This window comes from Shouchella lonarensis, assembly GCF_900096965.1.
GTDB classification, from domain to species: domain Bacteria; phylum Bacillota; class Bacilli; order Bacillales; family Bacillaceae_D; genus Shouchella; species Shouchella lonarensis.
Window position 1 is genome coordinate 300,648 of sequence record NZ_FMYM01000001.1, and the last position, 23,947, is coordinate 324,594.

Consider the following 23,947-nt stretch of genomic DNA (forward strand, 5'->3'; position numbering starts at 1 on the left):
GATAACACAAGATCTCCAGAACATTCGTTCTGGAGATCTTGTGTTGCAAGTTACTTTGCATAGTGCCCACTTACATCCACGCCATCCCCATTCCTCCAACAATGCCAAGCCCAACAATCACCCACGCGGGCCATTTCCAATAAACAAGCAAGCAAAATAGTATGGCTGCAAACACAAAATCACGTGTTTGCAAAATGGTGCTCGTCCAAATCGGATTGTACAAAGCAGCAATTAAGATCCCAACAACAGCGGCGTTGACACCGAGCAATGCCCCTTGTATTTTCGGGTGTTTCCGCAACATTGTCCAAAAAGGCAATACACCTAAAACGAGTAGGAAAGCGGGTAAAAAAATCGCTAGTGTCGCAAGCAATCCGCCGGCCCAGCCGTTCATCACAGCGCCTAGGTAAGCAGCAAATGTGAACAATGGACCTGGTACCGCTTGGGTTGCGCCATACCCGGCGAGGAATGTTGCTTCGTCGATGGCACCAGTTGGTACAAATGATTGTTCGAGCAGCGGTAAGACGACATGACCACCACCAAATACAAGCGCGCCAGCACGATAAAAGCGTTCAAAGAAAGCAACCACTTCAAGTGAAGTCAGTTGATGTAGTAAAGGCAATCCAAATAATAAGCCGAAAAACATCGACAAACAAATCGCGCCAAAACGGCGGGAGACCGGGAACTTGAGTGGTGACGCTTCGGTAGTAATTTTTGATGTAAAAAAGAGTGCTCCGTATAGGGCCGCAATGACCATCAACACAATCTGTGTAGCTGGTGCCGCCCACAATAATGTCACCGTAAGCGCAATGAGTGCCAATGCTTTTCGCTGCAAATCAGGTGTCAATTTTTCTGCCATCCCAATTACTGCATGTGCAACAACCACAACTGCGACCACCTTTAATCCATGAATAAATCCAGCTTCACCAAGATGGAATGTTTGTGTCATAGAAGCAAAGAGTAACAACACAAGTACAGATGGAAATGTAAACCCGAGGAATGAGATGATTCCCCCAAGCAGACCACCGCGCAACACACCAATCCCAATGCCAACTTGACTGCTCGCCGGGCCTGGGAGGAACTGACAAAGGGCAACGAGCTCAGCATAGCTTTGTTCATCAAGCCACTTACGTCTCCGGACATACTCTGTATGAAAATAAGCAAGGTGAGCGACTGGGCCACCAAAAGAAGTGAATCCTAGTCGCGTGGAAATGAAAAAAATCTCTAGCAATCGCTGCAAGTAAGTCATGAAAGCGCTCCTTTTCTTACAAAGATGATTCGCCTTTAGTATAGCATAATGCGTATTCACGTGCTTTTAGGCGGGGAAATTAGGTGTTTATAGTTGACCGCCCGGCATCTTTTTCATATGATACAAAAGGATGAGCCGTGAAGGGAGCATGACGATGAACTTATATAAAACGCATATTATCCACCCTCACACGCATGTGCCTCTCATCGTCTACTACAATGAAACGGAAGGCTTTATTAGCTTTGAACGAGATGAAGCGATTTTAGAAGCAATGTATCACGTTGAGCGAGAACTTGTATTAGACGACACATTTCAAGAAGGTTTGCGCCGTGTGAGTCATTTATGTGAAACCCAATACCCACTAGATACATTAAAAGAAGCAAAGAAGTTTTTACGAAAAATCGGGATTAACGAACGGGATGTTTATTTTGAAACGGTGTATGTTCACTAACTGATATGGGTGAGAGTCCCCATCTCTCTGCTGGATTGAAGTGGAGGGTGGGGGTTTTTATGTGCGAGAAGGTAGATTGCCAGAAATATAGGGGAAAATCTCCAGTCACGCCCGAAGTCATTTTCATACCCCTTTCATCTAGAAAAATGACGTTTTGCGCTATGATGAAATTTTTTATTAAATGATTGAACGAACCCGCCTCTTCATTCGTCTTATAAATAACAGCCCAAATCACAGAAAGGAACCATCTCGATGGAGGAACAAACATGGATTCGCCAGGCAAAACGAGGAGATCCAGAGGCGCTCGCTCGGTTGTTTCAGAAGTATTATTTGTTTTTAGTAAAAGCGTTAACGAAAATGACGCTCCAGCCTGATGTCGCAGAAGAGTTGGCACAAGAAACGATGACGCGCTGTGTTGAAAAGATTCATCTTTACCATGAGAAAGCGAAATTCTCATCTTGGCTCATGACAATTGCGACCCGCTTGTATATTGACCAGTGCCGGAAGGTGAAACATCAGAACGAGTGGATCCAAGAGGAACAGTATTTGGTGCAATGGAGAGGGCGTGCTGATGACTCACAAGAAGATTGGCTGGATGTGCTAGATGCGCTTGCTCGCCTTAATCGTGAAGCGCGGTTATGTGTCGTGTTGAAGCATTATTACGGTTACTCATATGATGAAGTCGCAAAGATGACAGCGTTTCCTTCAGGGACAGTCAAATCGAAAGTGCATTATGCGCTTAGCCAGTTGCGAAAGGAGTTGAGTAGTGATGAAGACAAGCAACAAAAACGGGTGCAACGATGAGGAAGTGATTATGAGAATGAAGCAAGGGCTATACAAGGTAGATGAAATTCATTCTGTGCACGTCCCTCATGATGTATGGTTCAAACAAAAAGTCGTCACACAACAACGGGCGCTTCATGAAAAATATGTGCGCCAACTGATCTTCTTTTTACTCGTTGCATTGTGTATCGTTTCAGTGCTAATGGCGATGCTTTATTTAGAGCCGGCATCTTTCATCGTGCTGCAAGGCGTGGCGCTTTTTGTGATAACTGGGGTTGTGATTTTTAATCGTAAAAGGCAGGTGGTGAAACGGTGAATACAACATTGCCGTTATGGGGCTGGGTTGTGATTCCACTCCTTTTGCTTGCACAAGGGGTATGGTTATTTATGGATGCATCAAAACATGGCAGGCATCCGTGGTTGTGGGGCGTCCTCGGGCTTGTGCAGCTCCCTTTGCCAATATTGGTATATTATTTTTTTGTGAGGAAACAAGTTTTGGAATGAATGTTGACAGCGGAGGGGAATGATCAGTGAGCGATTTCATAAAGTATGGACTCATTGCAAGTGCGATCGTTGCACAAATTTCTTTCCTTTTATTATCCTTTGTGCAGCGATCTATTTCTTGGATGTTATTGATTCTTTATATCTTATTTCTAGTCGTGCTTATATTTTTGTTCATATGGGACAGATTGAAAGAGAAAAAGGAGGAGAAATACAATGATTATCGTGACTACTGATAGTGTGCCGAATCAACAAATCAAAGAGTTGAAAGGGTATGTGAAAGGGAATACGGTGCAAGCGAAACATGTCGGGCGTGATATTTTAGCCGGATTAAAAGGGATCGTTGGTGGTGAGATCAAGGATTATTCAGATATGATGACCGAAGCGCGTCAAATTGCGGTTGGACGTATGGTAGAGGATGCGAAGAAGAAAGGGGCGAATGCAATCGTTGCTTTTCGATTAGACACATCCTCAGTTATGGGCGGGGCTTCGGAAATCATTGCTTATGGAACAGCTGTCGTTGTGGAGTGATGAGGGGCAATAAATCAATCATTACGGACACAGGAGTGAAGTAAATGAATTTGAATATGGCGGCGTTATGTTTAAACATGGATTTCTTCAGGGGTAGGACAGCTGACAGAAGGAGGAGAAGAGAGCAGTAGAGGTTGCTGCGTTAAAACGAAAAGAGTTGAGACAATAATGTGTTTAAAATAACGTTGGCTAATAAATTCGGCCAACGTTCTATTTTTGTCTTGCGTTCTAACTTTATAGATAGTACTATGTATTTAGACCGGAGACATGTTAATTAACTCACTCTTGATTTGGAGGTTGAATTGTGTACGAATTCAAGAAAATTACATTAGAACAGCAGAAAGTCATCTCAAACCCAATTCGAGGGAGAATTGTTTACCTTTTGTACAAGAAAGCAATGACTGCCAAACAATTAGCGGATGAAATGGAGAAAAGCCCTGGGAATGTGCATTATCACGTGAAGAAATTGCACAAGCACGAAATCATTACATTGGTGGACGAAAAAATCGTGAATGGGATTGTTGAAAAATATTATCGAGCGCCTACGCGCTGGTTTGAAGTGGATGAAAAGGAGTTAGGGATGATGGATTCAAAAGAATTAGGAATGGAAGCGTACCTTTCGTTGACAGAAGAAGAAAAGTTACAGTTAAAGAATGATTTGACAAATTTACTGGATAAATATTTGTGTGTAGAACCGGAAAATGAAAATGAGGAGCGAACGTTTTATAAATTCCGCGCGCGGTTGTTTGAATTTAACGAAGAACAGGAAAAGGAATTGGAGACATGAGGATCAAAGGAGGACAAAAAATGTTCACACGTAATTTCAACGTACTACTATCAGGTGTGTTTGTAAAAAGTTTTGGGATGGGGATTTATGCAGCAGCAGGGATGATGCTCGTCTTGTATTTAACAGGGAACCCTTTTTACTCAGGTGTCGCTTTTTTTGTGACAACTTTGCCAGGGGTTATAGGCTTTTTGATCTCCCCGTTTGCAAATTACGTTAATAAGAAATCAGCACTGATCATTTGTGAGATCATAAAAGCGGCGCTACTTTTTTCAGTTCCACTTTTGCATATGACAAATATGTTGTCCGTGTTCTATGTGATTGCGGTCATGTTTATTCTCTCACTTATTGCTCAGTTTACGTACCCAATTGATTCAACCCTTTTGCCAGGCATTGTCGGTGAAGAGAATATCGTGAGGGCCAACTCACTGGTGCAAATGATTCGTGAAAGCATGGATGTCGTTTTCTTAGCGGTGGCGGGCTTTATTATCACGACGATCGGATCCGCTGAAGCCCTCATCATTACGGGTGCTTGCCATTTGCTAGCAGCCTGTGTGTATACACTGTATCGCCTTCCAAAAAAACAATTAAAGGATAAAAATCCTGCGCTCGTAATCTTGTTGAAGCAGTATGGACATGATTTGAAAGAAGGGCTGCTATATGTGCGACAAACGTTTTTGTTTCATATTGTCGTTAGCGCCTCATTCGTAAACTTTTTTGGTGGGGTACTGTTTGCGGCGCTTCCAGCATTTACATTGGCACAAGGTGGAACAGATGCGTTTTACGGTTATTACTTAATGGCGGGTGCTGCCGGCATGCTCATTGGTTCGCTTATTGCACCAAAGGTAAAAATGTTCAGGTACGGTCATTTAGTCATCATTTGCTGTTTCATTTCTGCCGGGGCGTGGGTCGGAGCAGGGCTGACGTCAGTCGCGGTTTCAATGCTTCTTTATGGCATTGCTTTTATTGCAACAGGTGTGATCAACATTCTTCTTTTCTCGCTTATCCAACAAAAAGTAGAAACGACATTGATTGGTCGCGTAATAACCGTGATGAGTAGTGGTGCATCGTTATGTTTACCACTTGGTAGTTTGTTAGGTGGGGCAATTGCGGCGACATTCTCCCCTGCGCTTGCAATTGTGATTGGCGGAGGTGCGATGGCCGTCTTTGCGTTATATTGGCTTGTTTTCCCGCGCTTACGCCGGTTAGCTGCGATTGATGATATTATATTAAAGCCAGCTGAGGTGGGGTCTGCGTCATGAGGGAGTAAAAAGGATTGCGGTAGTGATGTAGGGTGATTTTAAATAGTAAATTGTTGTCGTTGCTCTTGGCGCTTTGCTATAATTGAAGGGAAGGTTGGAGAGGGGGGACATTTTTTCAAGAACACCTATGACAATGAGAGAGAATAAAAGCGGGAGGTAAAAAATGAATCATAAAAAACGTGCAGTAACACTAGTAACCATCCTATCCGCATTATTTTGTAGTGGCATCATTGTCGCAGGGTCACTTTCTTCAGCTGCGACTTCAGGCCCTACTACAAATCAATTTGGCGATGTGGGTATGTGGGTTGCTATCGGAATGATGCTTATACCCTATGTTATTTGTTTAGTGCCGTATGCTTTAGGTATTAATAGTATGAAATATGTGATGGCTGTTTGTAATGTAATCGGATTGATGATGGCATTGACGACAGTGGCTATGGTTCCTATAAGAATGATGACAACAAGCAACATGATTGCAGCAGGTGACATCGGCTTAATGGTTGTTGCAATGGGCCTCATGGCGACAAATATAATTTGGTTTGTCGTCGTTTTCAGACGTGAACCACACAAGGTTGAAAATTATCAAGTATGACAGCGATTTCTAAAAAGATGGGGGAGGAAAAAAGTGAATTCAAAACGAACGATCATAACGACAACCGTAATTTCAGCGCTATTGATGTGTGCGATTCTCATTTCAATTTCCCTTTCTCCTGATGCTGTATTAGGACCAAATGGACAAAGGTTCGGCAGCCCAGGTATGTTACTTTTACTTGGAAAGGTGATCCTTCTTTATACCGTTTTGTTTGTTCCTTACATGTTGGGGCTAAAAGCGATGAAGTATGTGATGGCGATTTTTAATGTACTAGGGCTGTTTATCACGCTGCTTGTGGTAGGTGTCTTGCCTGTCGTTCAATTCTTCTCGACAAGTGACATTGTGACGCCGGCAACGATTAGTTTGATTATCTTTACAATAGCGTTTGTGTTAACGAACGTGATTTGGTTTGTTGTTGCATTTAGAAAGCAGCGACAGTGTATTTCAGTATCATGATTGCCAGATAAAAATAAAAACATTTACGTAGCGAAGGGCGCTCGTTTTGCGCCCGTGTTTCTTTTAAAATATACATTTTATGTGGAGGGATCGGCGCGATTATCACTGGACTCATCCCCCTTTTCGTGAGAGAATTGCAGCATATAAAAAACTCAAAGGCGTCAACATGAGGGAGACATGATTTATGAACACACTCGTATTAGCAGCTGTTCATATTGATGAGGAGAAGCAATGGGGTCATTATGAACCGTGGTTGAAAAAAGTATCGCCAGAACGGCAAGCACGTATCTTGCGGATGCGTCGACCGGCGGATCGCATTCGCTCGTTAGTGAGTGAGTTACTTGCCCGAAAATACATATCGGAAGCGCGGCATATACCGTTCTCTGAGATAGAATTTTTATCAAATGAATATGGAAAGCCGTTTGTTTCAGAAGCACTCTCCTTGTCATTTAACCTATCGCACTCGGGGAATTGGGTGTTGTTTGCGCTCGATGAGACAACTGTTGGCGTGGATGTAGAACAGATTCATCCAGTAGAAGAGTTGAGTTTAGCGAAACGATTTTTTGATCCAGCAGAAGCTGCGCAATTAAGCGAGCTCTCTGAAAAACAACGTCAGGAGCGTTTCTTTCAGTTGTGGTCCTTAAAAGAGAGCTACATTAAATGGAAAGGGACGGGTCTGAGTACGCCACTTCACTCATTTCGTTTCATGAAAGAAAAGGGAGAATGGTCGTTTTCGAATGATCACGGCGATGAGTGCTTTTTTCATTCGATACGGTTGGATGACAGTCATTATATGGCGGTGTGTACATCAAAGCGCTACGATGCGATACCACAAGTGATAGTGTATGAAGTAGAGGACTTTTTAACATCACTTTCGTAGTAAATGAAATTGAAGAGGAGTGAAAAAAGATATCTGCAAGTTTACTATAGAAAATGACGGATAAGCAGGATTTTTGATGTTTTTGGCGAATAGATAGGATATGGGAGAAGCTTGCTTACGCTTGATTGGCAAATGATGGAGAGTGATGCGCTTCTTGAATGAAGTGTTGTACGATAAAGAAGGTGAGAAGGGAGAAAACTTTCCATGAAACAAGAAATTAATTTAGAAATGGTGTTGCAAGCAGTGATGGAGTTGTCGGATCAGGTGGCAGCACAATCCAAACAGATGATGTTGTTGACGGAGAGAGTGGATGAGAATGGTAAACAAATCACCGCATTGACGGAGAGAGTGGATGAGAATGGTAAACAAATCACCGCATTGACGGAGAGAGTGGATGAGAATGGTAAGCAAATCGCCTCATTAACCGAGAAAGTAGAAGACATGAACCAAACATTTACAGCTCGCTTCATGGATATGGAAGACCGGTTTGATCGCATGGAGGAGAAAATTGATCATGTGGATACGAAAATGATGTTCACACGCGATGAGATCTTGCAGACGAAAGCGGATCTTCTTATTGTGAAAAGGAAGTGTGGTCTTCTCGCGTAGTAAAAGACTCTGTCGAGAGGCAATCATTTCTAAAAAAGGAGCGTATCAGCCGTGAGACAAAAGGGCGTCCGGCTTTACAAGTAAGTATTACAGGGTGATAAACAGCAAGTTATGATCAATATTTCCATAAAGTATACGATAGTTCATGTTATTTAATGATGTAGGATCCATATCCAAGCGATAGCGTATGATGCGTTAGCGCTTATTTTATTTTCCTGCAAGACAATTTCTTTTGCCTCTATAGATGATACACGTTAAAATAAGAATAGATAGCGTTGGATCTAAGGGAGGCAATGTAATGGCAATCATTGCGAAAATTACCGCGCAACAAAAACGACGCGGGCGCTATAATATTTTTTTACAAGAAGGATCAATAGAGTGTTATGCATTCAGCGTTACAGAAGACGTTTTAATTAAGTATGATTTAAAAAAAGGTCGTGAATTAGATGAAGACCATATGCGGGCAGTACTCTCAGCGGAGGCTTACAAGCAAGCAGAACGATTAGCATTACGCTACTTATCATACCGAATGCGCTCAGAAAAAGAGTTATGTACATATTTACAGCAAAAAGCTTGTGAAGCGACACATATTGAAGAGGTCGTTACTCGTTTTAAGCAAGAGAAGTGGCTCGATGATGTGGCGTTTGCGAAGGCGTTTGTCCAGACGAAGATAAACACAACATTAATCGGACCAAATAAATTGCGGCACGCATTAATGGAAAAAGGTGTTGCTGAAAGTGCCCAAGAAGTGGCGTTAGCCATCTATGATCGGACGCAGCAGAAGCAATGTGTGTCGGCGTGGTTAGAGAAGCGATTGGTGCAAACGACGAATGTGCGCGAGTCAAAGCAGATGCGCAAGCAAAAATGGACAAATCGCTTGCTTGCAAAAGGATTCACTTTTGAGCTAGTGCAAACGGTTTTAGAAGAAGTAACAAGTGAGGACGAGGCAAATGATTGGGCGTCTCTTTGTTATCAAGCAGAGAAAGTGACACGGACATATGCACGTCGTTTTGACGGTTTTACGCTACAGCAAAAAGTGAAACAAGCGTTGTACCGAAAAGGGTTTTCATTCAGTGAGATAGACCGATATATAGATGAAGAATGGCAGGAGAGAGGATAATGGATAAGCGTTTTAGTGAGATGGATGAACATGAGTTAAAGTTAGAGATTGCGATGTTGAATGAAAAGGCGAGAAAAGCAGAGCAGTTAGGTCACGCCAATGAGTACGCGGTGTATGAGCGTCGAAAAGCGATTGCAGAAACATATTTGCTTGACCCTGCAGCCTTTGAGCCGGGGTGTGCGTACGCCATGACAGATGGCACATCTTTTTTTGAAATATCATATATGAATGGACGTTTTGCATGGGGATACCGTTCTGGAGAGCGAGAACTTGTTGGTGTGCCGATTTCTTTACTAGCACACAAAATAACAGAAGAAAATTAAAGCCACCGCCACAGCGCCGGTGCATGTGGCGGTCACGATTCGTGCTAGTTACGTTTTCGCATTTCTGTCCCAAGCACGATGTTGTGTAGGCTTTGTTGGGTTTCCCCGTTTACTTGGTGGAAAGCACGCTTTGGGTTCGCGCGCGGTGACATGAACGGATCGCGATACAAATTGTGTTGCGCCTGGAAGTTCCCTTTCCCCACACGTCATTCCTCCCTCAATTAAGGTGTCTTAAAATGGTTGGACGGATGTGCTCGTTCTTTGTGATGCGCATTAATTGAGCTATCAGCACGTTTTGTTAGGTGCCGATGTATTTGCTCAGCTTTTAATCCAGAAAACGAGATATGGTTAGGAAATCCTTTTGCTTTGTTTCGCATGTAGGAACCTCCCTGTCTTACCGGCTTGTCTATAGTATCGGCAAGCGTGGCTTGTTTGATCGGAGGGAATCCTACCCATCTTCGGGAGAAAAATTAAGTTTTTTTTGCAACGTTTTTTCTTTGTAGATCCATCCTGTATAGGAGGTTGTTACTTGTAGCGAGTCATCAAGGTGTACGATGGCTATGAACGGATAGTGTCCTTTGCTACGGTAGCGCAAGTCAATAAAGCGTACTTCATAACTGCCTTGATTCGTGTGGGAAATTTCCCATCGATACGTTGGTGAGAAAGATAAGAAAGCGGCCAAGTTTTTATCGGTGCGGGCAGCGTTCATAATTGGGTCGTCTGGGATTGGATCAAAGGTATAACTTTCAAAAAATGTGAGCTGTCTTTTGTATGATTCAGCAACGTACAGGCGCGTCTTTGTGCGAATAACTAAGTGCCAGCGACTTGGATGTAAGGAGGGCGAAACAAACACGTGCGTGGCATTTGGATGATGTATGCGTGCCCGACGAACGACGGTGTTTTTTTGCTTCATGCGCAAAACATAGTAACCAACTAAGCCAATATAAATGAGTAAAAATGTTGGACCTGGTGACACGCCAAGTATCCACAATAAAATGCCAACAGCGTGCGCACCGAATATGAATGGGTCAAAAATGTTAATGACGCCAAAGGCAATCCAACGATTTGAAAATGGTTTGAGTGCTTGGGTACCGTACGAATTAAAGACATCTACACCAACGTGCAAAATAACAGAAATGAGAGCCCACAAAAAGATGGTTCCCATGTGAGCGGCTGGGAAAAACAACATCATGCCAGCTGTGATGAGAAATGGCCAAGTGATCACTGCGGGTAAGGAGTGTGTCATGCCACGGTGATGACGAATATATGTCGCATTATTGCGGAGTTTTAACACGGTATCAAAATCTGGTGCATTTGAAGCAATTAAAGTCGTTGCCATGATGGCCGATTGCATATAAGGAGAAGCTGCTATAGCTGGATCAAGTGTCGCAAGTCCAGCTAAGCCAACGCCCATGACAACATGTGTCGATGTATCCATGTTTGGGACACCCTCTTTCCAGAAGTCGGAGTTCAGCGAAAGAATGCAGAAGTTAGCTGGAGATGGACCTCTGTATTCCCAGGGTAATATGCTATAGTTATGTCCAGAAATATGTTGTTTCAAGCGATATAAACAAAAAATGGAGTACAAAAGTGAATTGTGGTGACAAAAGTGGAAAAAAATTTCAAGACAGTACAGTTTCAAACAGATTTGCTTAACTGGTACCGCGAGAACAAGAGAGATTTACCGTGGCGAAAACAGGCAACGCCCTATCATGTATGGGTATCAGAAATTATGTTACAACAAACGCGGGTTGACACCGTCATCCCTTATTATGAACAGTTTATGCGCTTATTCCCTAACATGGAACATCTTGCTTATGCGAAGGAAGAAGCCATTTTAAAAGCGTGGGAAGGGCTTGGTTACTATTCGCGTGTGCGTAACTTACAAGTTGCTGTGCGTGAAGTGGTGGAACAGTATGGAGGTGTTGTCCCCCGTACACGTAAAGAAATTAGCACATTAAAAGGCATTGGTCCATACACAGCTGGTGCAATTTTAAGCATTGCTTACGGGCAAAGAGAGCCAGCCGTCGATGGCAATGTGATGCGTGTCCTTTCTCGTATTTTACATATAAGTGATGACATTCGTAAAGCAGCTACAAGGAAAAAGTTTGAAGAATGTTTGTACGAATTAATTGATCCTGATGATCCGGGTAGTTTTAATCAAGGGCTTATGGAGCTTGGGGCGCTCATTTGCACGCCAACTTCACCGTCATGCGGCGTGTGTCCAGTGCAATCACATTGTCAAGCATTCGCTGTAGGTATCCAAACATCATTACCGGTGAAAACGAAAAAGAAAAAGCCAAAAAAAGTGGCAATTGCCTCGTTTTTATTGCAGGATGAAGATGGTCATGTGTTGATTGAGAAACGTCCTGATCAAGGGTTACTCGCAGGATTATGGCAGTTGCCGTTGGTGGAATCGGCAAGTGATGTGAAGGCCGCTTGTGTAGAACGTTATGGAGAAGTGATTGCATTTGAAAAAACAGCAGGGTATGTCAAACATGTGTTTACGCACCTTGTTTGGGAAATTGATTTGTATAAAGGCATGTTACGTAAACAGGATGCGCACATGCAGGAATCGCATCGGTTTGTACCAGTGGCAGATTTGGAGCAGTATACATTCCCAGTTTCACAACAAAAATTATTGTCCTATGCATTTGAGGAGGGATGGTTATGAATTTACAACTACAAAACAAAGCGGTATTTGTGACAGGTGGTACGAAAGGAATTGGTCGAGCAATTGCGGAAGCTTTTTATAAGGAGGGTGCGCGTGTTGTCGTGAGCGCACGGACAAAGGAAGGGTTGGAAAGCTGGTACGAAGAGATCAGCATTGTGACAGGTGATTTAACGAAAGAGGCGGAGCGAGAGCGGGTTTTTGCTGAAGTAACGAGTCATTTTGGTGCAATCGATATTTTAATTAACAATGTGGGAGGAAGCAATGGTGCTGCGATCGCGGAGACACCGCTAGCGCTTTTCCATGAGGCGTTTGAACTGAACTTTTTCTCTGCAGTCCACTTTTCGAAACTTGTTTTGCCGCAAATGAAGAAAGTAGGTGCTGGTGTCATTGTCAACATCTCCTCTATTTTTGGGCGCGAGTCTGGTGGAAAGGCGACATATAACAGTGCAAAAGCGGCGCTTATCAGTTTTACTAAATCGCTTGCCGATGAGGTCGCACGTGATGGGATTCGTGTAAATGGGGTTGCCCCGGGAGCAATTTTACACCCAACAGGCAATTGGCAAAAACGACTTGAGGAAGATCCTGAGAAGATCAATACGTTTGTGGATGAGCAAATTCCTGGAGGGCGTTTTGGCACACCGGAGGAAATCGCCAACGTGGTGCTTTTTCTCGCATCACCACAAGCAAGATGGTTTATGGGGGCGACGGTGAATGTGGATGGTGGACAGTCAAAAGGGAATTTTTGAGGGCAAGTAAGCCCTTTTTTTGTTGGTATGCTACTCCCCTGTCCCCAATCCTGCCCTTTTGAATAACATAACAGCAAATCATGGATTGCATTGTAGGTGGATAACCGTGACAGAGAACGGCGTACTAATGACAGGAGCATGGATTGTGGCGATTGGCACCATTGTTTCTGCTGGTGCAGATATACGTGAATTAGAAAGCTCTAGCCCGATAAACGCCCGGAAAATGGCGGTTGGTGAAGCGTTACAAGCATTTGGTGCGATGTTGATCGGTACAGTACCGACAGATAGTATGATGGAATTTTATGGGACGTGGATTGATGGTGCTGGTGCAGCAACGAGTTCTTATTCTGCTTATTTGCAATCAATTGACCCAGAAAATAGCACACGTTATTCGCGAATTGAAGTGGTCGGTGATACATTGCAATCACTTGGCGCTTCTATGGGGGCAATTGCTGCATATGAGGAAGGAGATCCTGCCTTTGTTGGTGATACTTTTCAAAGTGTAGGTGCAGGTTTGGAGGCGATCGGTGCGGTGCTTGAAATAAAGGAAAGAGAACGACAAGGATTGTTAATCGGGACAGTAGGTGCGATATTTCAAATGCTTGGAGCGAACTTAAACGCAATATTGATCACAACTGAAGATAGCGAAGAGGTGTATGAAGAGGTAGAAGATATTGTTTAAACCCACCGATATGGGTGGGTTTAGCTTTGTCTAGTTAGATGAGAACTGTGTTTTAGATAAGAAAAGCTTATCTAACAAAAAGATACATATGATCGATATTCCGACTAGTGGCATGATGATACCGCTTGCGAGCATGATAAAAAAAACAATCCTTGTCGCTCGCTTATATAAACCCCAGTTTTTCCAGCAGGGAAAGAAAGAGTGTATGGTTTTTCCACGCTGTTCATGTCCGCGACATAGGCAACATCCTCTATGCTCAATCGGAGATGTTTGTTAGGTGTTGAAGTTGGTACAACAAGGTCTTCATTTGCCCAGGGAATGTTATCGGCAACGTCCCTTGTTCGTATGATTGATTCAGGTTTTTCTTGCCAGTGATAAGCGTAAGGAGGTGCGGTGGAAATTTTTTTAATTTGTTCGCCTAAAACACCAGACCACGGTAAGCCCGTTGCAATTAAGATGAGAATAAAAGCAGACAACCAAAATGCCGGTACTGCATGGAGATCGCGCCAAAATGTGACCCCTTTTTTTCTGAAACGCGGTAGGAGTATTCCCCAGATGGACTTTCGCTTACGGGGCCACCACAAATATAAACCGCTAATAAGCAAAATGACAGCCCAGCAGGCTGCAAGCTCGACTAAACGGTTACCTATTGTTCCTGCGACGAAAAGTTCACTATGTATCTTTTTGAAAACTTCACCGAACCGCTTTTCTTTTTCTATTTCCCCCTGGATGGTTCCGGAATAAGGATTCACAAACACAGATCGTTGCTGATCGTGATCCGATAGCTAAAATTCTGTAGCTGTCTGCTTGTTATCCGTTATCATAAAAGATAAGAGCGTGGCATCTGGATAAGCTTCTTTTACAGCATCAACTTGTGCAGTGTAACTGAGTGGTGCTCCTTGCGCTGTCACGTTCATTATATCTTGATAGATGAGTGCTTCAAGCTCAGTCTTATACAAGTAAATGCCGCCACTAAAAGCGATGATCAGGAGGAAAGGGGCAAAAATAACACCGGCATAAAAGTGCCACCTCCATACCACTTGATAAAAAGATGCTTGTGAATGTCTCTTTAAATTTTTTTCGTTTGTCGTTCAATAAGTGTGAACAAGAGAAAGAAGAAACGCTGTTAGAACTACTGGACCATTTACTTGATTCCCAAGCACACGGGCGTTCAGCCGAAGATGTATTTGGTAACAATCCAAAACAGTACATGAATGAACTAATTGGAGAATTACCGAAAACGTGGACGAGACGAAACGTGAGTGCCGTGTTGTGGATTGCCTCAATATTTCTAACTGCTTATCTCATTGGTGGCCAGGCACTTAATGGGATAATCTTTCTCATTTTTGGTATCAGTAGTGGGGTGAAAGAAGTATTTGTAGGTTCAGCGCTGTTAATAACGGTGTTTGCGTTTGTTGTTAGTATGATACAAATGTCTTTTATAATTAAGACGATACGTTGGGCCTGTTTTCGTCGATTGAAGAAGTGGAAAGAATTTTTGCTTTACTGGCTGTTTGGCGTGTTAGGTATCGGGATCATCGTGTTGTTTACGTACTTACTCCCTGATATCGGACCAGCAATATCTATCCCATACTATGTAAATATTGCTGCGGGGCTACTTTTTCTCCTCCTTTCTTTTTTGTTTCGTAGACAAGTGGGCTGAGGAGGCATGCTCCCTACAACCCCGGCATATGATCATCTTCGTTCTGTAAGTGAATTTCTTTAACTTTTGCTTTTGTTTCGGCTGTACCAAGTTCATATAAGCGATCATATACATCGTTTAATCCAGCTTGATACTCGTTTTTGTCTGTGTCACTGGCGGTTTCATCAAAGTGTCGGAAAGAAAAAAGATTGCCAAGCTCGACATCATGTCGGTTCACTTCATGGAGCAGTTTTTCAAAGTCTTTTTTCTCCTCTTCAGTCGCTTCAATCTCGTATTCGATTAGCTGTCCGTCATTCACACGCACGTTGCTAATGGTGTCCATGCTAATAGGGTTTAAGTTGACATAGTACAATTGCTTTTCCATTGTCGTGTCTCCTTCCTTTTTCTATTTATAGCTTGGCTGTTCGCTCGCTTCAGTATGCGTTATAATAAAAGAAAATAAAAAGGAAGTGAATGTATGACTGAAAAAGTTGCACTCGTGACGGGGAGTAGTCGCGGGATAGGCAAAGAGATTGCGCTTGGACTTGCTGATAAGGGGTATCATCTTGTCATTAATTATGCGCGTAGTCGGACGCAAGCAGAGGAAACAGCGGAAGAAATACGCGCACGTGGTGTGAAAGCGATGACGGTGAAAGCGCATGTGGGTAAACAAGATAAAATACAAGCGTTATTTGAAGAGATAGATGCAACATTTGGGCGGCTGGATGTGTTCGTCAATAATGCCGCATCAGGAGTGTTGCGGCCGTTGATGGAACTAGAAGAAAGCCATTGGAATTGGACGATGGATATTAATGCAAAAGCACTTCTTTTTTGTGCACAAGAAGCGGCCAAGCGGATGGAGAAAAACGGTGGTGGGAGAATTGTGAGCTTAAGCTCACTCGGTGCCATTCGTTATTTGGAAAATTATACGACTGTCGGAGTCTCTAAAGCAGCAGTCGAAGCATTGACACGTTATTTGGCAGTGGAATTGGCACCAAAAGGGATTGTTGTAAATGCTGTGTCTGGCGGTGCGGTTGATACAGCTGCACTCACGCATTTTCCAAATCGGGAGGAATTGCTTGCTGACGCAGCAGCGCGTACGCCAGCAGGACGAATGGTTGAGACAACAGATTTAGCAAACGCGGCATTATTTTTATTGTCGGATGAGGCGAGCATGATTCGGGGACAGACATTGATTGTTGATGGTGGGATCTCGTTGTTAGCTTAAAAGTGTGGATGATAAAGAGCAATGTTAAATTTGTATAGAAAAAGGTAACATCGGACATGTTATATAGCGTGGAGGTGATACCATGAACAAGGAATCGAAAGCCCATAAAAACCAGGCCAAGAAACAAGGTCAAGCTGCAAATAATAGTTACAACGCTGAATTTGCTAGTGAGACGGATGTGCAGGAAGTGAAACAGCAAAATGCACAATCTGAAGCAAAAGAAAACAAGTAAAATCTCCTGTTAACTGTGAATGAAGACATTCTCTGCCCTCCGGTCGAGAGTGTCTTTTTCTATTTAAAGGGACGATTTCAACGAAGATTCTCCTCAATCGTATGAAGGTCTGTCTCCTCATTGGACGGGTGTTACATCGTGAGTCGTTCAAAATAAAATCCACAAACGTTTAAAAAAAGGTAAGAACCTAGTATAATATAAGATGTAAACACATACGTGAATAGAGCAGAGGCATGTGGGATGTAGAAGTTAGAGGTCAACAGACGATCGTGGAGGTGTTTCGATCTCTTTACTTGTGAATGTTCTTGATGAAAGATGCCTGGAAGGAGAAGGAGAATAGGCGATGAGCTTTCCAAAGGAGGGCAGCGTCATCCAGATACAAAGTTACAAGCATAACGGTACACTTCATCGCATTTGGGAAGATACAACCGTGTTAAAAGGAACGTCTAAAATGGTTGTCGCAGGAAATGATCGAATCATTGTTCGAGAGTCTAACGGTCGCAATTGGCGAACGAGGGAGCCAGCGATTTGCTACTTTGATTCAGACCATTGGTTTAATACAATTGGGATGATTCGCTCAGACGGGATTTATTACTATTGCAATTTAGGCACGCCATTCACATGGGATGAAGAAGCATTGAAGTATATCGATTATGACTTGGATATTAAAGTGTATCCGGACATGACAATGAAGCTGCTGGATGAAGATGAGTATGAATTACATCGGAAATCGATGAATTATCCACCGCAGTTGGACGCAATTTTGAAGCGAAGTGTACATGAGTTAAAATCATGGATTCATCAAAGAAAAGGGCCGTTTGCGCCCCACTTTGTGGAGAATTGGTATGAGCGGTATTTGCAGTGTCGTTAAAAGGAGCCTTTCAACAAGGTCTCACTTTTGGCTGGGTGTAAAGGGGTTATATTTTGAAAATCATTAAGCGCTATTTAATGTTTGTGAAGCCTTATCGGAAACAAATTGTGTTCACCATTTTTATTGGGTTGTTGAAGTTTTCAATTCCTTTATTGTTTCCGCTGGCAATGATGTATGTGATTGACGATATTTTGCTCAATGAGCAGTTGATTCAAGATGAGAAAATGACACAGCTTTATTGGATAATGGCGGGGTTATTTTTATTGTTTGTCGTATTAAGGCCACCGATAGAATACTACCGGCAATATTTCGCACAATGGATTGGCAGTAAAGTATTGTACGATATCCGCGACCATTTGTTTGCGCATATTCAGCGTTTAAGCTTACGTTTTTATGCAAATAGAAAAGTCGGTGAAATTATTTCACGTGTGATCCATGACGTGGAGCAAACGAAAAACTTTGTGATCACAGGATTGATGAACATTTGGCTTGATTTAGCGACCGTTGTGATTGCTATTATCATTATGCTTTCTTTGAATGTGTGGTTAACCGTTGTGGCAATATGTATGTTTCCTTTTTATATGTTTTCAATCAAATTTTTTTATCAGCGGTTACGGCAGTTAACTCGCCAACGTTCACAAGCATTGGCTGAGGTACAAGGGCATTTGCATGAGCGTATTCAGGGAATGAATGTGATTCGTAGTTTTGCCAATGAGCCATATGAACAAGAACAATTCGCCAAAAGGAATCAGCATTTCCTAGGGAAAGCACTTGATCATACACGTTGGAATGCAAAAACTTTTGCGGTCGTGAATACAGTGACAGATATTGCCCCGCTACTCGTCTTGTTTGTTTCTGCCATGTTTGTATTGCAAGGTCAAGTAGAAATTGGCGTCATGAGTGCATTTGTTTTATATATGGAGCGCTTGTACGGACCTCTGAGGCGGCTTGTCAATTCGTCGACCACATTGACACAATCCATTGCATCCATGGATCGGGTATTTGAATTTCTTGATGAATCTTATGATATTGTTGATCGAGAAGATGCAGAAGGACTCACATCTGTAAAGGGAGATGTCACGTTTGAAAAAGTGTCATTTGCCTATGATACAGCAACAGAACCGGTGCTAAAAGATGTATCGATCGACATTCAAGCAGGTCAAACTGTTGCCCTTGTTGGCATGAGTGGCGGTGGAAAAAGTACACTTATTAGTTTGTTACCAAGATTTTATGATGTAACAGCAGGGAAAATTTTGTTAGATGGCAGTGATATTCGGAAGTGGACGGTTCGAAGTTTACGTGACAAGATTGGTATGGTGTTGCAAGATCCTATTTTGTTCAGTGACAGTATTGCCGAGAATATTCGGGTGGGTCAACCAGATGCCTCAGAGGAGGAAGTCATTCGTGCAGCAAAAGCAGCAAACGCGCATGATTTTATTTGTGAACTTCCTTATGGCTACGAGACTGAGGTGGGTGAGCGTGGCGTGAAGTTATCTGGCGGACAAAAACAACGTATCGCCATTGCACGTGTCTTTCTAAAAAATCCGCCGTTGCTTGTGTTTGATGAGGCAACGTCAGCGCTTGATTTGGAAAGTGAGCAATTAATTCGTATGACGCTAGACGAATTAGCCAAAAACCGCACGACATTTATTGTTGCTCATCGCCTGTCAACGATTACACACGCAGATCAGATTGTCGTCGTCGAGCATGGTCAAATCGTTGAACAAGGGACGCATGAACAATTGATGGCAAGTAAAGGTGCATATTACAACCTTTACAGTGTGCAAATGTTGGATAAATAAAAAGGTCGCAATTACCTGTGGGTGATTGTGACCTTTTTATTTTGAGTCATCATTTACTGTGGTTCGTGGTCATGCGCTTGTTGGTTTTTAACGAGTGCATCTAAATGCGCAAGGGCCTGCTGATATTCAATGATCGCTGCAATAGCAGGGAGAAAAGCATGCCATTGAGATAGATCGAACGCGGTTTCCTCATATAAGGTAACAAATAAATTTGTTAAGGAAGTTTGCCCAGCTTCGATTTCAGACATATATTTATCAGGAGCATGTGCATTAACTTTCCCGTTATAGTGAAGCAAAATACGATGGTGGTAATCTGTCAGCGCAGCAACATGTTCTTCTACGCTGTTTTGGATACCACTTGGTAAATGTGCATAATCTTCAGCGCGCATTTCAAGCCCTTCCACAACATTGTATGCTTTCTCGCATGCGACAATCATATTTCGAAAAACAACTACTTTTCTGCGTTGCCCAAATGTCTTTGCACGAAAGTAGTTGCGCTCTTCCCGAAAAAGCGCAAACAAGTCTTGCGTTTTATGAAGGTTGTCTTTTTGAACCCTCATGTCTGATCTGAGTGCGACCGTATCAGCATCTCGACGTGCCAGTAGGTTCATCCACTCTAGTAACGTATCAGTTGTTGTGGACATTTGTTCATACACTTTATTTTCATATCTAGGAGGAATAAAAGCTAAGTTAACGAGAGAAGCAGACACAATGCCGATGAGAACAAGAAGAAAGCGCTCTGAGGCGAACTGGAGAAACTGTTCTTCAGGGGCTTCCATAATAATGATAATGGTCACAATCGATGTCGGAATAATAGCAGCTTCGAGTTTTAAGCGAATAAAGATGGCAATCGCCAACATGACAACGACGCCAACGACAACAGGCTCGTGACCAAACGCCATCACGAAAATGACCCCGATGATGGCGCCGATTAAGTTCGCCTGCACTTGGTGACCGAATGTACGCATCGTCCGGAACAGGGAAGGCTGAATGGCAAAGGCAGCCGCGATGGCAGCAAAGGTTGGCGGTGTAATCCCGCACCAGTTTGCCAAATAGAGGGCAAGCACGATAGCGAGGCCGGTTTTTAAAATACGGGCACCTAGTCTCATGTGACGTCGTTTCCTTTCTTAGGCGGCAGTGGCCGTTCTTTGTTTAGTATAGTGTAAAAGACAAGGTTTCATGCGTTTGTTAACGGTAAAATTGTTCCGCGACACATCGGAAAGCATGTTGTGCAGCGGTGATGGTTTTGTCAATATGTGCTTTTGTGTGAGCAATTGTTAAAAACCACGCTTCATATTTTGACGGGGCTAAATGAATGCCACGTGTGAGCATCTCTTTAAAAAAGACACTGAATTGGTCACCATTTGTACGAGAGGCGCCTTCATAATCGCGAATTTTTTCGTCCGTAAAAAAGACAGTGAGTGCGCCTTTTAGGCGATTGATTGTCATTGGCACTCCTGCTTCTTTCGCTGCTTGATGAAGCCCTTGTTCAAGCAATGCACCGAGCTGATCAAGTTGTTCATAAACACCGTTTTCGCGTAAAACTTGTAAACAGGCAAGTCCTGCACTCATAGAAGCTGGATTGCCAGCCATCGTTCCTGCTTGATAAGCGGGACCGAGTGGTGCTACTTGTTCCATAATATCCATCCGACCACCGTAAGCGCCGATAGGGAGGCCGCCGCCAATGATTTTTCCAAGTGCAGTCATATCAGGCTTTACTTGTAAGAGGTCTTGCGCACCACCATACATAAAACGAAAAGCTGTAATCACTTCATCATAAATGACGAGTGCACCAGCAGCGTGTGCAAGCTCGTTTACTTTCTCTAAAAATTGCGGTTCAGGTTCCACAATACCAAAATTCCCAACGATGGGCTCAACTAATACAGCAGCGGTCTCATTGCCCCAATGGGAAAGCGCTTCTTCAAAGGCCGCAATATTATTGAAAGGAACGGTGATCACTTCTGCGGCAGTGGCTTTTGTTACGCCAGCAGAATCAGGTGTTCCGAGGGTGGACGGCCCTGATCCGGCGGCAACTAGGACAAGATCAGTGTGCCCATGATAGCAACCAGCAAATTTAATAATTTTCTCTCGGCCTGTGTATGCGCGGGCAACGCGAATCGTGGTCATCACTGCTTCTGTACCAGAATTAACGAAACGAACTTTTTCAAGAGATGGGATCGCTGTTGTCAATTGTTTGGCAAACTCATTTTCCAAACGTGTCGGTGTGCCAAATAAAATACCGTTAGAGGCTTGTTGTTGGATTGCCTTTGTAATCGTAGGGTGAGCATGTCCTGTAATAATAGGTCCATATGCAGCTAAGTAATCAATGTAGCGGTTGCCATCAACGTCATATAAATAAGCACCTGCGCCTTTTTCCATAAAGACAGGAGTTCCCCCGCCCACACCTTTATATGCGCGTGAAGGACTGTTTACACCGCCAACAATGACAGATTGTGCTTCTTCATAATAAAAATCTGATGTTTGTCGATTCATCTTTTTTCTCCTTTTCCGAGAGCTATGTGCTCGGTCTCTTCCATTATTCAATCATAGCTGACAAAAAACAGCAAGCGATGTAAGATGAAGCCGCTCTTCCTTGAAGGGAAAGCTTAATTGAGCTATCCTTAAATAAGTGATGAAAAAAGGAGAGATGTAGACATGGTTGAAGTCGGACAAACAGCACCAGATTTTACGTTACTGGCTAACGGTGGAAAAGAGATCACATTGTCGCATGCAAAAGGGAAATATATCGTGCTTTATTTTTATCCGAAAGATATGACGCCGGGTTGTACGACAGAAGCATGTGACTTCCGAGACCAAGTTTCGGCTTTTGCCGAGGTTGGTGCGGTTGTCTTCGGAGTAAGTCCAGATTCTGTTAATAAACATGATCGTTTTGTAGAGAAATATTCTTTACCCTTCCCATTGTTGGCAGACGAAAACATTGAAGTAGCAAAAAAGTACGGCGTATGGCAACAGAAAAAGACGTTTGGAAAAGAATATATGGGCATTGTACGGACGACGTTTGTCATTGACCCTAATTTACAGGTTATAAAGGTTTGGGAAAATGTTAAGGTGAAAAATCATGTTGATGAGGTACTTGCGTTTATCGCGGATCATCGTCAATCACAGTCATGAGAAGATGAGCGCTTGAAGTGATTCAGGCGCTGTCTGTTTGTCATCATGGGCGTTGTGGACTTGTTATTTTTGGAATAACATATTATAATAACTATAAATAAAGAATTGTTTTCCGAAAGAGAGGCGCAAATGATGGCAAATCATAGCTTAGCTGAAGCGATCGACGCGCTGAAGCGTACGCATATACGTATGACACCCCAGCGCCATGCCATATTATCATTTTTATACGAATCGCGAACGCATCCAACTGCAGATGAAATTTATAGAGCATTAGAAGCCAGATTTCCAAACATGAGCGTAGCGACTGTATACAATAATTTACGTGTTTTCAAAGAGGCTGGCATTGTAAAAGAGTTGACTTATGGAGACGCATCGAGCCGATTCGATGCAGTGACAAGTGATCATTATCATGCTATTTGTGAAGAATGTGGAAAAATTGTTGACTTTGAGTCCCCATGCTTAAGCGAAGCAGAAAAGGTAGCAGCAAAAATTACAGGATTTAAAGTACACGCACACCGGATGGAGATTTATGGGGCGTGCCCCGAATGCCTAGCGAATGAAAAATAAAAAAGACACCGAATGGGATGTCTTTTTTATTTATTTGTGGAAGTCATCTAGCGGCTTTCCTTCTAAGGATTTGTCCATTGTTAGTGGCTGGTCACAATGCATACAAGCATCGGCGCGTCCAAGTAACTTTGTACGCTTTTCGCAATTGGGGCATGCTACGATGACTGCCTTTGTTGATAATAACCCGATAAAGAAGTACACAACTGTACTAGAAAGAACAGCAAGTAAGCCTACGCTCATAGAGATGATCATGATCACCGTGTTTTCTTTGAAAAAAATCCCTATGTACATAATTAGAATACCAATAAAAACGAGGCCAAGGGCAAAGGTTCGGATTTTATTTATTTTATTTGAGCGATTTCTTTTCATGTAAGCAATCCTCCTTGTTCTATACTATCATATCATGTGGCAACTGTTGTTAAGTATATCATAAATCATGACGAATTGTTTCATGGTGGAGAGTGATAATTTAAGAAGAAGGAGACGTGACCAATATACTTCACATAAAAAATTTCAAAAAAGGATTGACTCCAATATTGATAGCATGATATATTATTACTTGTCGCCGCAAACGTGGAAATAAGTAGCAAAGTTCGACAATACTTATTGACTAAGGTGAAAACAAGATGTTATACTAGTGAAGTAACCTGAATCTAGCTCATTGAAAACTAAACAATAGCCAAGCGTTAAAAGAGATCAATAGATCTCAACATGTAAGCCACAAAGAAATTTGTGCATAATGAGCAAATCAAACACTTTAATGGAGAGTTTGATCCTGGCTCAGGACGAACGCTGGCGGCGTGCCTAATACATGCAAGTCGAGCGCACAGAAG

The 23,947-nt window shown here is 42.8% G+C and carries 32 protein-coding genes, 1 rRNA gene and 1 pseudogene; 25 read left to right on the top strand and 9 right to left on the bottom strand.

Going from position 1 to position 23,947, the window contains the following annotated elements:
• Positions 1–70: 70 nt before the first annotated feature.
• Positions 71–1,246 (bottom strand): chromate efflux transporter, encoded by a 1,176-nt coding sequence (gene chrA, locus BLT29_RS01520; RefSeq protein ID WP_090774529.1) that lies wholly within the window; start codon positions 1,244–1,246, stop codon positions 71–73.
• Positions 1,247–1,400: 154 nt separating this feature from the next.
• Here chrA and BLT29_RS01525 point away from each other — a divergent pair, with 154 nt between their 5' ends.
• The 14 genes from BLT29_RS01525 to BLT29_RS01590 all read left to right on the top strand — a co-directional run bounded on the left by BLT29_RS01525 (position 1,401) and on the right by BLT29_RS01590 (position 9,538).
• Positions 1,401–1,697: a hypothetical protein gene (locus tag BLT29_RS01525; protein WP_090774530.1), complete on the top strand. Its 297-nt coding sequence runs from the start codon at positions 1,401–1,403 to the stop codon at positions 1,695–1,697.
• Positions 1,698–1,949: 252 nt separating this feature from the next.
• Positions 1,950–2,501 carry an RNA polymerase sigma factor SigY gene (gene sigY / locus BLT29_RS01530; RefSeq protein ID WP_090774531.1) on the top strand — a complete coding sequence of 184 codons (552 nt, stop codon included), beginning with the start codon at positions 1,950–1,952 and terminating at the stop codon, positions 2,499–2,501.
• On the top strand, positions 2,467–2,796 hold the full coding sequence (locus BLT29_RS01535; RefSeq protein ID WP_090774532.1) for a YxlC family protein: 330 nt from the start codon (positions 2,467–2,469) through the stop codon (positions 2,794–2,796). The genes sigY and BLT29_RS01535 overlap by 35 nt, the downstream gene beginning before the upstream one ends.
• Positions 2,793–2,984, top strand: a complete 192-nt coding sequence (locus BLT29_RS01540) for a hypothetical protein (protein WP_090774533.1) — start codon at positions 2,793–2,795, stop codon at positions 2,982–2,984. Before BLT29_RS01535 ends, BLT29_RS01540 begins: the two co-directional genes overlap by 4 nt.
• 26 nt (positions 2,985–3,010) lie before the next feature.
• On the top strand, positions 3,011–3,217 hold the full coding sequence (locus tag BLT29_RS01545; RefSeq protein ID WP_090774534.1) for a hypothetical protein: 207 nt from the start codon (positions 3,011–3,013) through the stop codon (positions 3,215–3,217).
• Complete coding sequence (locus BLT29_RS01550; RefSeq protein WP_090774535.1) at positions 3,198–3,512, top strand: YbjQ family protein; 315 nt, start codon at positions 3,198–3,200, stop codon at positions 3,510–3,512. Before BLT29_RS01545 ends, BLT29_RS01550 begins: the two co-directional genes overlap by 20 nt.
• Before the next feature lie 304 nt (positions 3,513–3,816).
• A complete protein-coding gene (locus BLT29_RS01555; protein ID WP_176763735.1) occupies positions 3,817–4,299 on the top strand; it encodes an ArsR/SmtB family transcription factor in 483 nt (160 codons plus the stop codon).
• 20 nt (positions 4,300–4,319) lie between these two features.
• Complete coding sequence (locus BLT29_RS01560; RefSeq protein WP_176763736.1) at positions 4,320–5,558, top strand: MFS transporter; 1,239 nt, start codon at positions 4,320–4,322, stop codon at positions 5,556–5,558.
• A gap of 163 nt (positions 5,559–5,721) precedes the next feature.
• Positions 5,722–6,150 carry a DUF5391 family protein gene (locus BLT29_RS01565; RefSeq protein ID WP_090774538.1) on the top strand — a complete coding sequence of 143 codons (429 nt, stop codon included), beginning with the start codon at positions 5,722–5,724 and terminating at the stop codon, positions 6,148–6,150.
• Positions 6,151–6,183: 33 nt separating this feature from the next.
• Positions 6,184–6,606, top strand: coding sequence for a DUF5391 family protein (locus BLT29_RS01570; protein WP_090774539.1), 423 nt, complete (start codon positions 6,184–6,186; stop codon positions 6,604–6,606).
• A gap of 184 nt (positions 6,607–6,790) precedes the next feature.
• A complete protein-coding gene (locus tag BLT29_RS01575) occupies positions 6,791–7,486 on the top strand; it encodes a 4'-phosphopantetheinyl transferase family protein (protein WP_090774540.1) in 696 nt (231 codons plus the stop codon).
• A 204-nt stretch (positions 7,487–7,690) separates the two neighbouring features.
• Positions 7,691–8,095, top strand: a complete 405-nt coding sequence (locus BLT29_RS01580; RefSeq protein ID WP_090774541.1) for a coiled-coil domain-containing protein — start codon at positions 7,691–7,693, stop codon at positions 8,093–8,095.
• Between the two features lie 298 nt (positions 8,096–8,393).
• On the top strand, positions 8,394–9,215 hold the full coding sequence (gene recX, locus BLT29_RS01585) for a recombination regulator RecX (RefSeq protein ID WP_176763737.1): 822 nt from the start codon (positions 8,394–8,396) through the stop codon (positions 9,213–9,215).
• Positions 9,215–9,538 carry a YfhH family protein gene (locus BLT29_RS01590; protein WP_090774543.1) on the top strand — a complete coding sequence of 108 codons (324 nt, stop codon included), beginning with the start codon at positions 9,215–9,217 and terminating at the stop codon, positions 9,536–9,538. Before recX ends, BLT29_RS01590 begins: the two co-directional genes overlap by 1 nt.
• Before the next feature lie 44 nt (positions 9,539–9,582).
• On the opposite strand, the gene BLT29_RS01595 is transcribed toward BLT29_RS01590, so the two are convergent.
• From BLT29_RS01595 to BLT29_RS01605, 3 genes are all read right to left on the bottom strand, one after another.
• On the bottom strand, positions 9,583–9,741 hold the full coding sequence (locus BLT29_RS01595) for a YpzG family protein (RefSeq protein WP_090774544.1): 159 nt from the start codon (positions 9,739–9,741) through the stop codon (positions 9,583–9,585).
• An 18-nt stretch (positions 9,742–9,759) separates the two neighbouring features.
• A complete protein-coding gene (sspK, locus tag BLT29_RS01600; protein ID WP_090774545.1) occupies positions 9,760–9,915 on the bottom strand; it encodes a small acid-soluble spore protein K in 156 nt (51 codons plus the stop codon).
• 71 nt (positions 9,916–9,986) lie between these two features.
• Complete coding sequence (locus BLT29_RS01605) at positions 9,987–10,976, bottom strand: metal-dependent hydrolase (RefSeq protein WP_090774546.1); 990 nt, start codon at positions 10,974–10,976, stop codon at positions 9,987–9,989.
• Positions 10,977–11,138: 162 nt separating this feature from the next.
• Between BLT29_RS01605 and mutY the strand changes: the two genes are divergently transcribed.
• From mutY to BLT29_RS01620, 3 genes are all read left to right on the top strand, one after another.
• Positions 11,139–12,212 (top strand): A/G-specific adenine glycosylase, encoded by a 1,074-nt coding sequence (gene mutY, locus BLT29_RS01610; protein WP_437182615.1) that lies wholly within the window; start codon positions 11,139–11,141, stop codon positions 12,210–12,212.
• Positions 12,209–12,958 (top strand): SDR family NAD(P)-dependent oxidoreductase, encoded by a 750-nt coding sequence (locus BLT29_RS01615; RefSeq protein ID WP_090774548.1) that lies wholly within the window; start codon positions 12,209–12,211, stop codon positions 12,956–12,958. Before mutY ends, BLT29_RS01615 begins: the two co-directional genes overlap by 4 nt.
• A 106-nt stretch (positions 12,959–13,064) precedes the next feature.
• A complete protein-coding gene (locus BLT29_RS01620) occupies positions 13,065–13,640 on the top strand; it encodes a DUF6944 family repetitive protein (protein WP_090774549.1) in 576 nt (191 codons plus the stop codon).
• A 104-nt stretch (positions 13,641–13,744) separates the two neighbouring features.
• Here the strand turns inward: BLT29_RS01620 and BLT29_RS01625 are convergent.
• Positions 13,745–14,680, bottom strand: a pseudogene (locus BLT29_RS01625) (PepSY-associated TM helix domain-containing protein).
• 17 nt (positions 14,681–14,697) lie between these two features.
• Between BLT29_RS01625 and BLT29_RS01630 the strand changes: the two are divergent.
• Positions 14,698–15,303 (top strand): DUF1129 family protein, encoded by a 606-nt coding sequence (locus BLT29_RS01630; protein ID WP_176763738.1) that lies wholly within the window; start codon positions 14,698–14,700, stop codon positions 15,301–15,303.
• Between the two features lie 13 nt (positions 15,304–15,316).
• On the opposite strand, the gene BLT29_RS01635 is transcribed toward BLT29_RS01630, so the two are convergent.
• Positions 15,317–15,667, bottom strand: a complete 351-nt coding sequence (locus BLT29_RS01635) for a hypothetical protein (RefSeq protein WP_090774551.1) — start codon at positions 15,665–15,667, stop codon at positions 15,317–15,319.
• A gap of 93 nt (positions 15,668–15,760) precedes the next feature.
• Here BLT29_RS01635 and fabL point away from each other — a divergent pair, with 93 nt between their 5' ends.
• The 4 genes from fabL (at position 15,761) to BLT29_RS01655 (ending at position 19,415) form a co-directional block, all read left to right on the top strand.
• Positions 15,761–16,510 carry an enoyl-[acyl-carrier-protein] reductase FabL gene (gene fabL, locus BLT29_RS01640; RefSeq protein ID WP_090774552.1) on the top strand — a complete coding sequence of 250 codons (750 nt, stop codon included), beginning with the start codon at positions 15,761–15,763 and terminating at the stop codon, positions 16,508–16,510.
• A gap of 82 nt (positions 16,511–16,592) precedes the next feature.
• Entirely contained in the window at positions 16,593–16,742 is a 150-nt protein-coding gene (locus BLT29_RS01645; protein WP_090774553.1) for a gamma-type small acid-soluble spore protein, read from the top strand.
• A 343-nt stretch (positions 16,743–17,085) separates the two neighbouring features.
• On the top strand, positions 17,086–17,613 hold the full coding sequence (gene ntdP, locus BLT29_RS01650; RefSeq protein WP_090774554.1) for a nucleoside tri-diphosphate phosphatase: 528 nt from the start codon (positions 17,086–17,088) through the stop codon (positions 17,611–17,613).
• A 53-nt stretch (positions 17,614–17,666) separates the two neighbouring features.
• The gene (locus tag BLT29_RS01655; RefSeq protein WP_090774555.1) at positions 17,667–19,415 is read left to right on the top strand and encodes an ABC transporter ATP-binding protein; all 1,749 of its coding nucleotides are present in this window, start codon (positions 17,667–17,669) and stop codon (positions 19,413–19,415) included.
• A 53-nt stretch (positions 19,416–19,468) separates the two neighbouring features.
• On the opposite strand, the gene BLT29_RS01660 is transcribed toward BLT29_RS01655, so the two are convergent.
• Positions 19,469–20,524, bottom strand: a complete 1,056-nt coding sequence (locus BLT29_RS01660; protein WP_090774556.1) for an aromatic acid exporter family protein — start codon at positions 20,522–20,524, stop codon at positions 19,469–19,471.
• A 79-nt stretch (positions 20,525–20,603) separates the two neighbouring features.
• A complete protein-coding gene (locus tag BLT29_RS01665) occupies positions 20,604–21,908 on the bottom strand; it encodes a glutamate-1-semialdehyde 2,1-aminomutase (RefSeq protein WP_090774557.1) in 1,305 nt (434 codons plus the stop codon).
• 162 nt (positions 21,909–22,070) lie between these two features.
• On the opposite strand from BLT29_RS01665, the gene bcp reads away from it, so the two are divergent.
• Positions 22,071–22,547, top strand: a complete 477-nt coding sequence (gene bcp / locus BLT29_RS01670) for a thioredoxin-dependent thiol peroxidase (RefSeq protein WP_090774558.1) — start codon at positions 22,071–22,073, stop codon at positions 22,545–22,547.
• A gap of 132 nt (positions 22,548–22,679) precedes the next feature.
• Entirely contained in the window at positions 22,680–23,114 is a 435-nt protein-coding gene (gene perR / locus BLT29_RS01675) for a peroxide-responsive transcriptional repressor PerR (RefSeq protein WP_090774591.1), read from the top strand.
• A gap of 30 nt (positions 23,115–23,144) precedes the next feature.
• Here the strand turns inward: perR and BLT29_RS01680 are convergent, their stop codons facing one another.
• Positions 23,145–23,483 carry a DUF2614 family zinc ribbon-containing protein gene (locus tag BLT29_RS01680; RefSeq protein ID WP_090774559.1) on the bottom strand — a complete coding sequence of 113 codons (339 nt, stop codon included), beginning with the start codon at positions 23,481–23,483 and terminating at the stop codon, positions 23,145–23,147.
• A 388-nt stretch (positions 23,484–23,871) separates the two neighbouring features.
• Here BLT29_RS01680 and BLT29_RS01685 point away from each other — a divergent pair.
• Positions 23,872–23,947, top strand: a 16S ribosomal RNA gene (locus BLT29_RS01685); the annotation flags it as partial.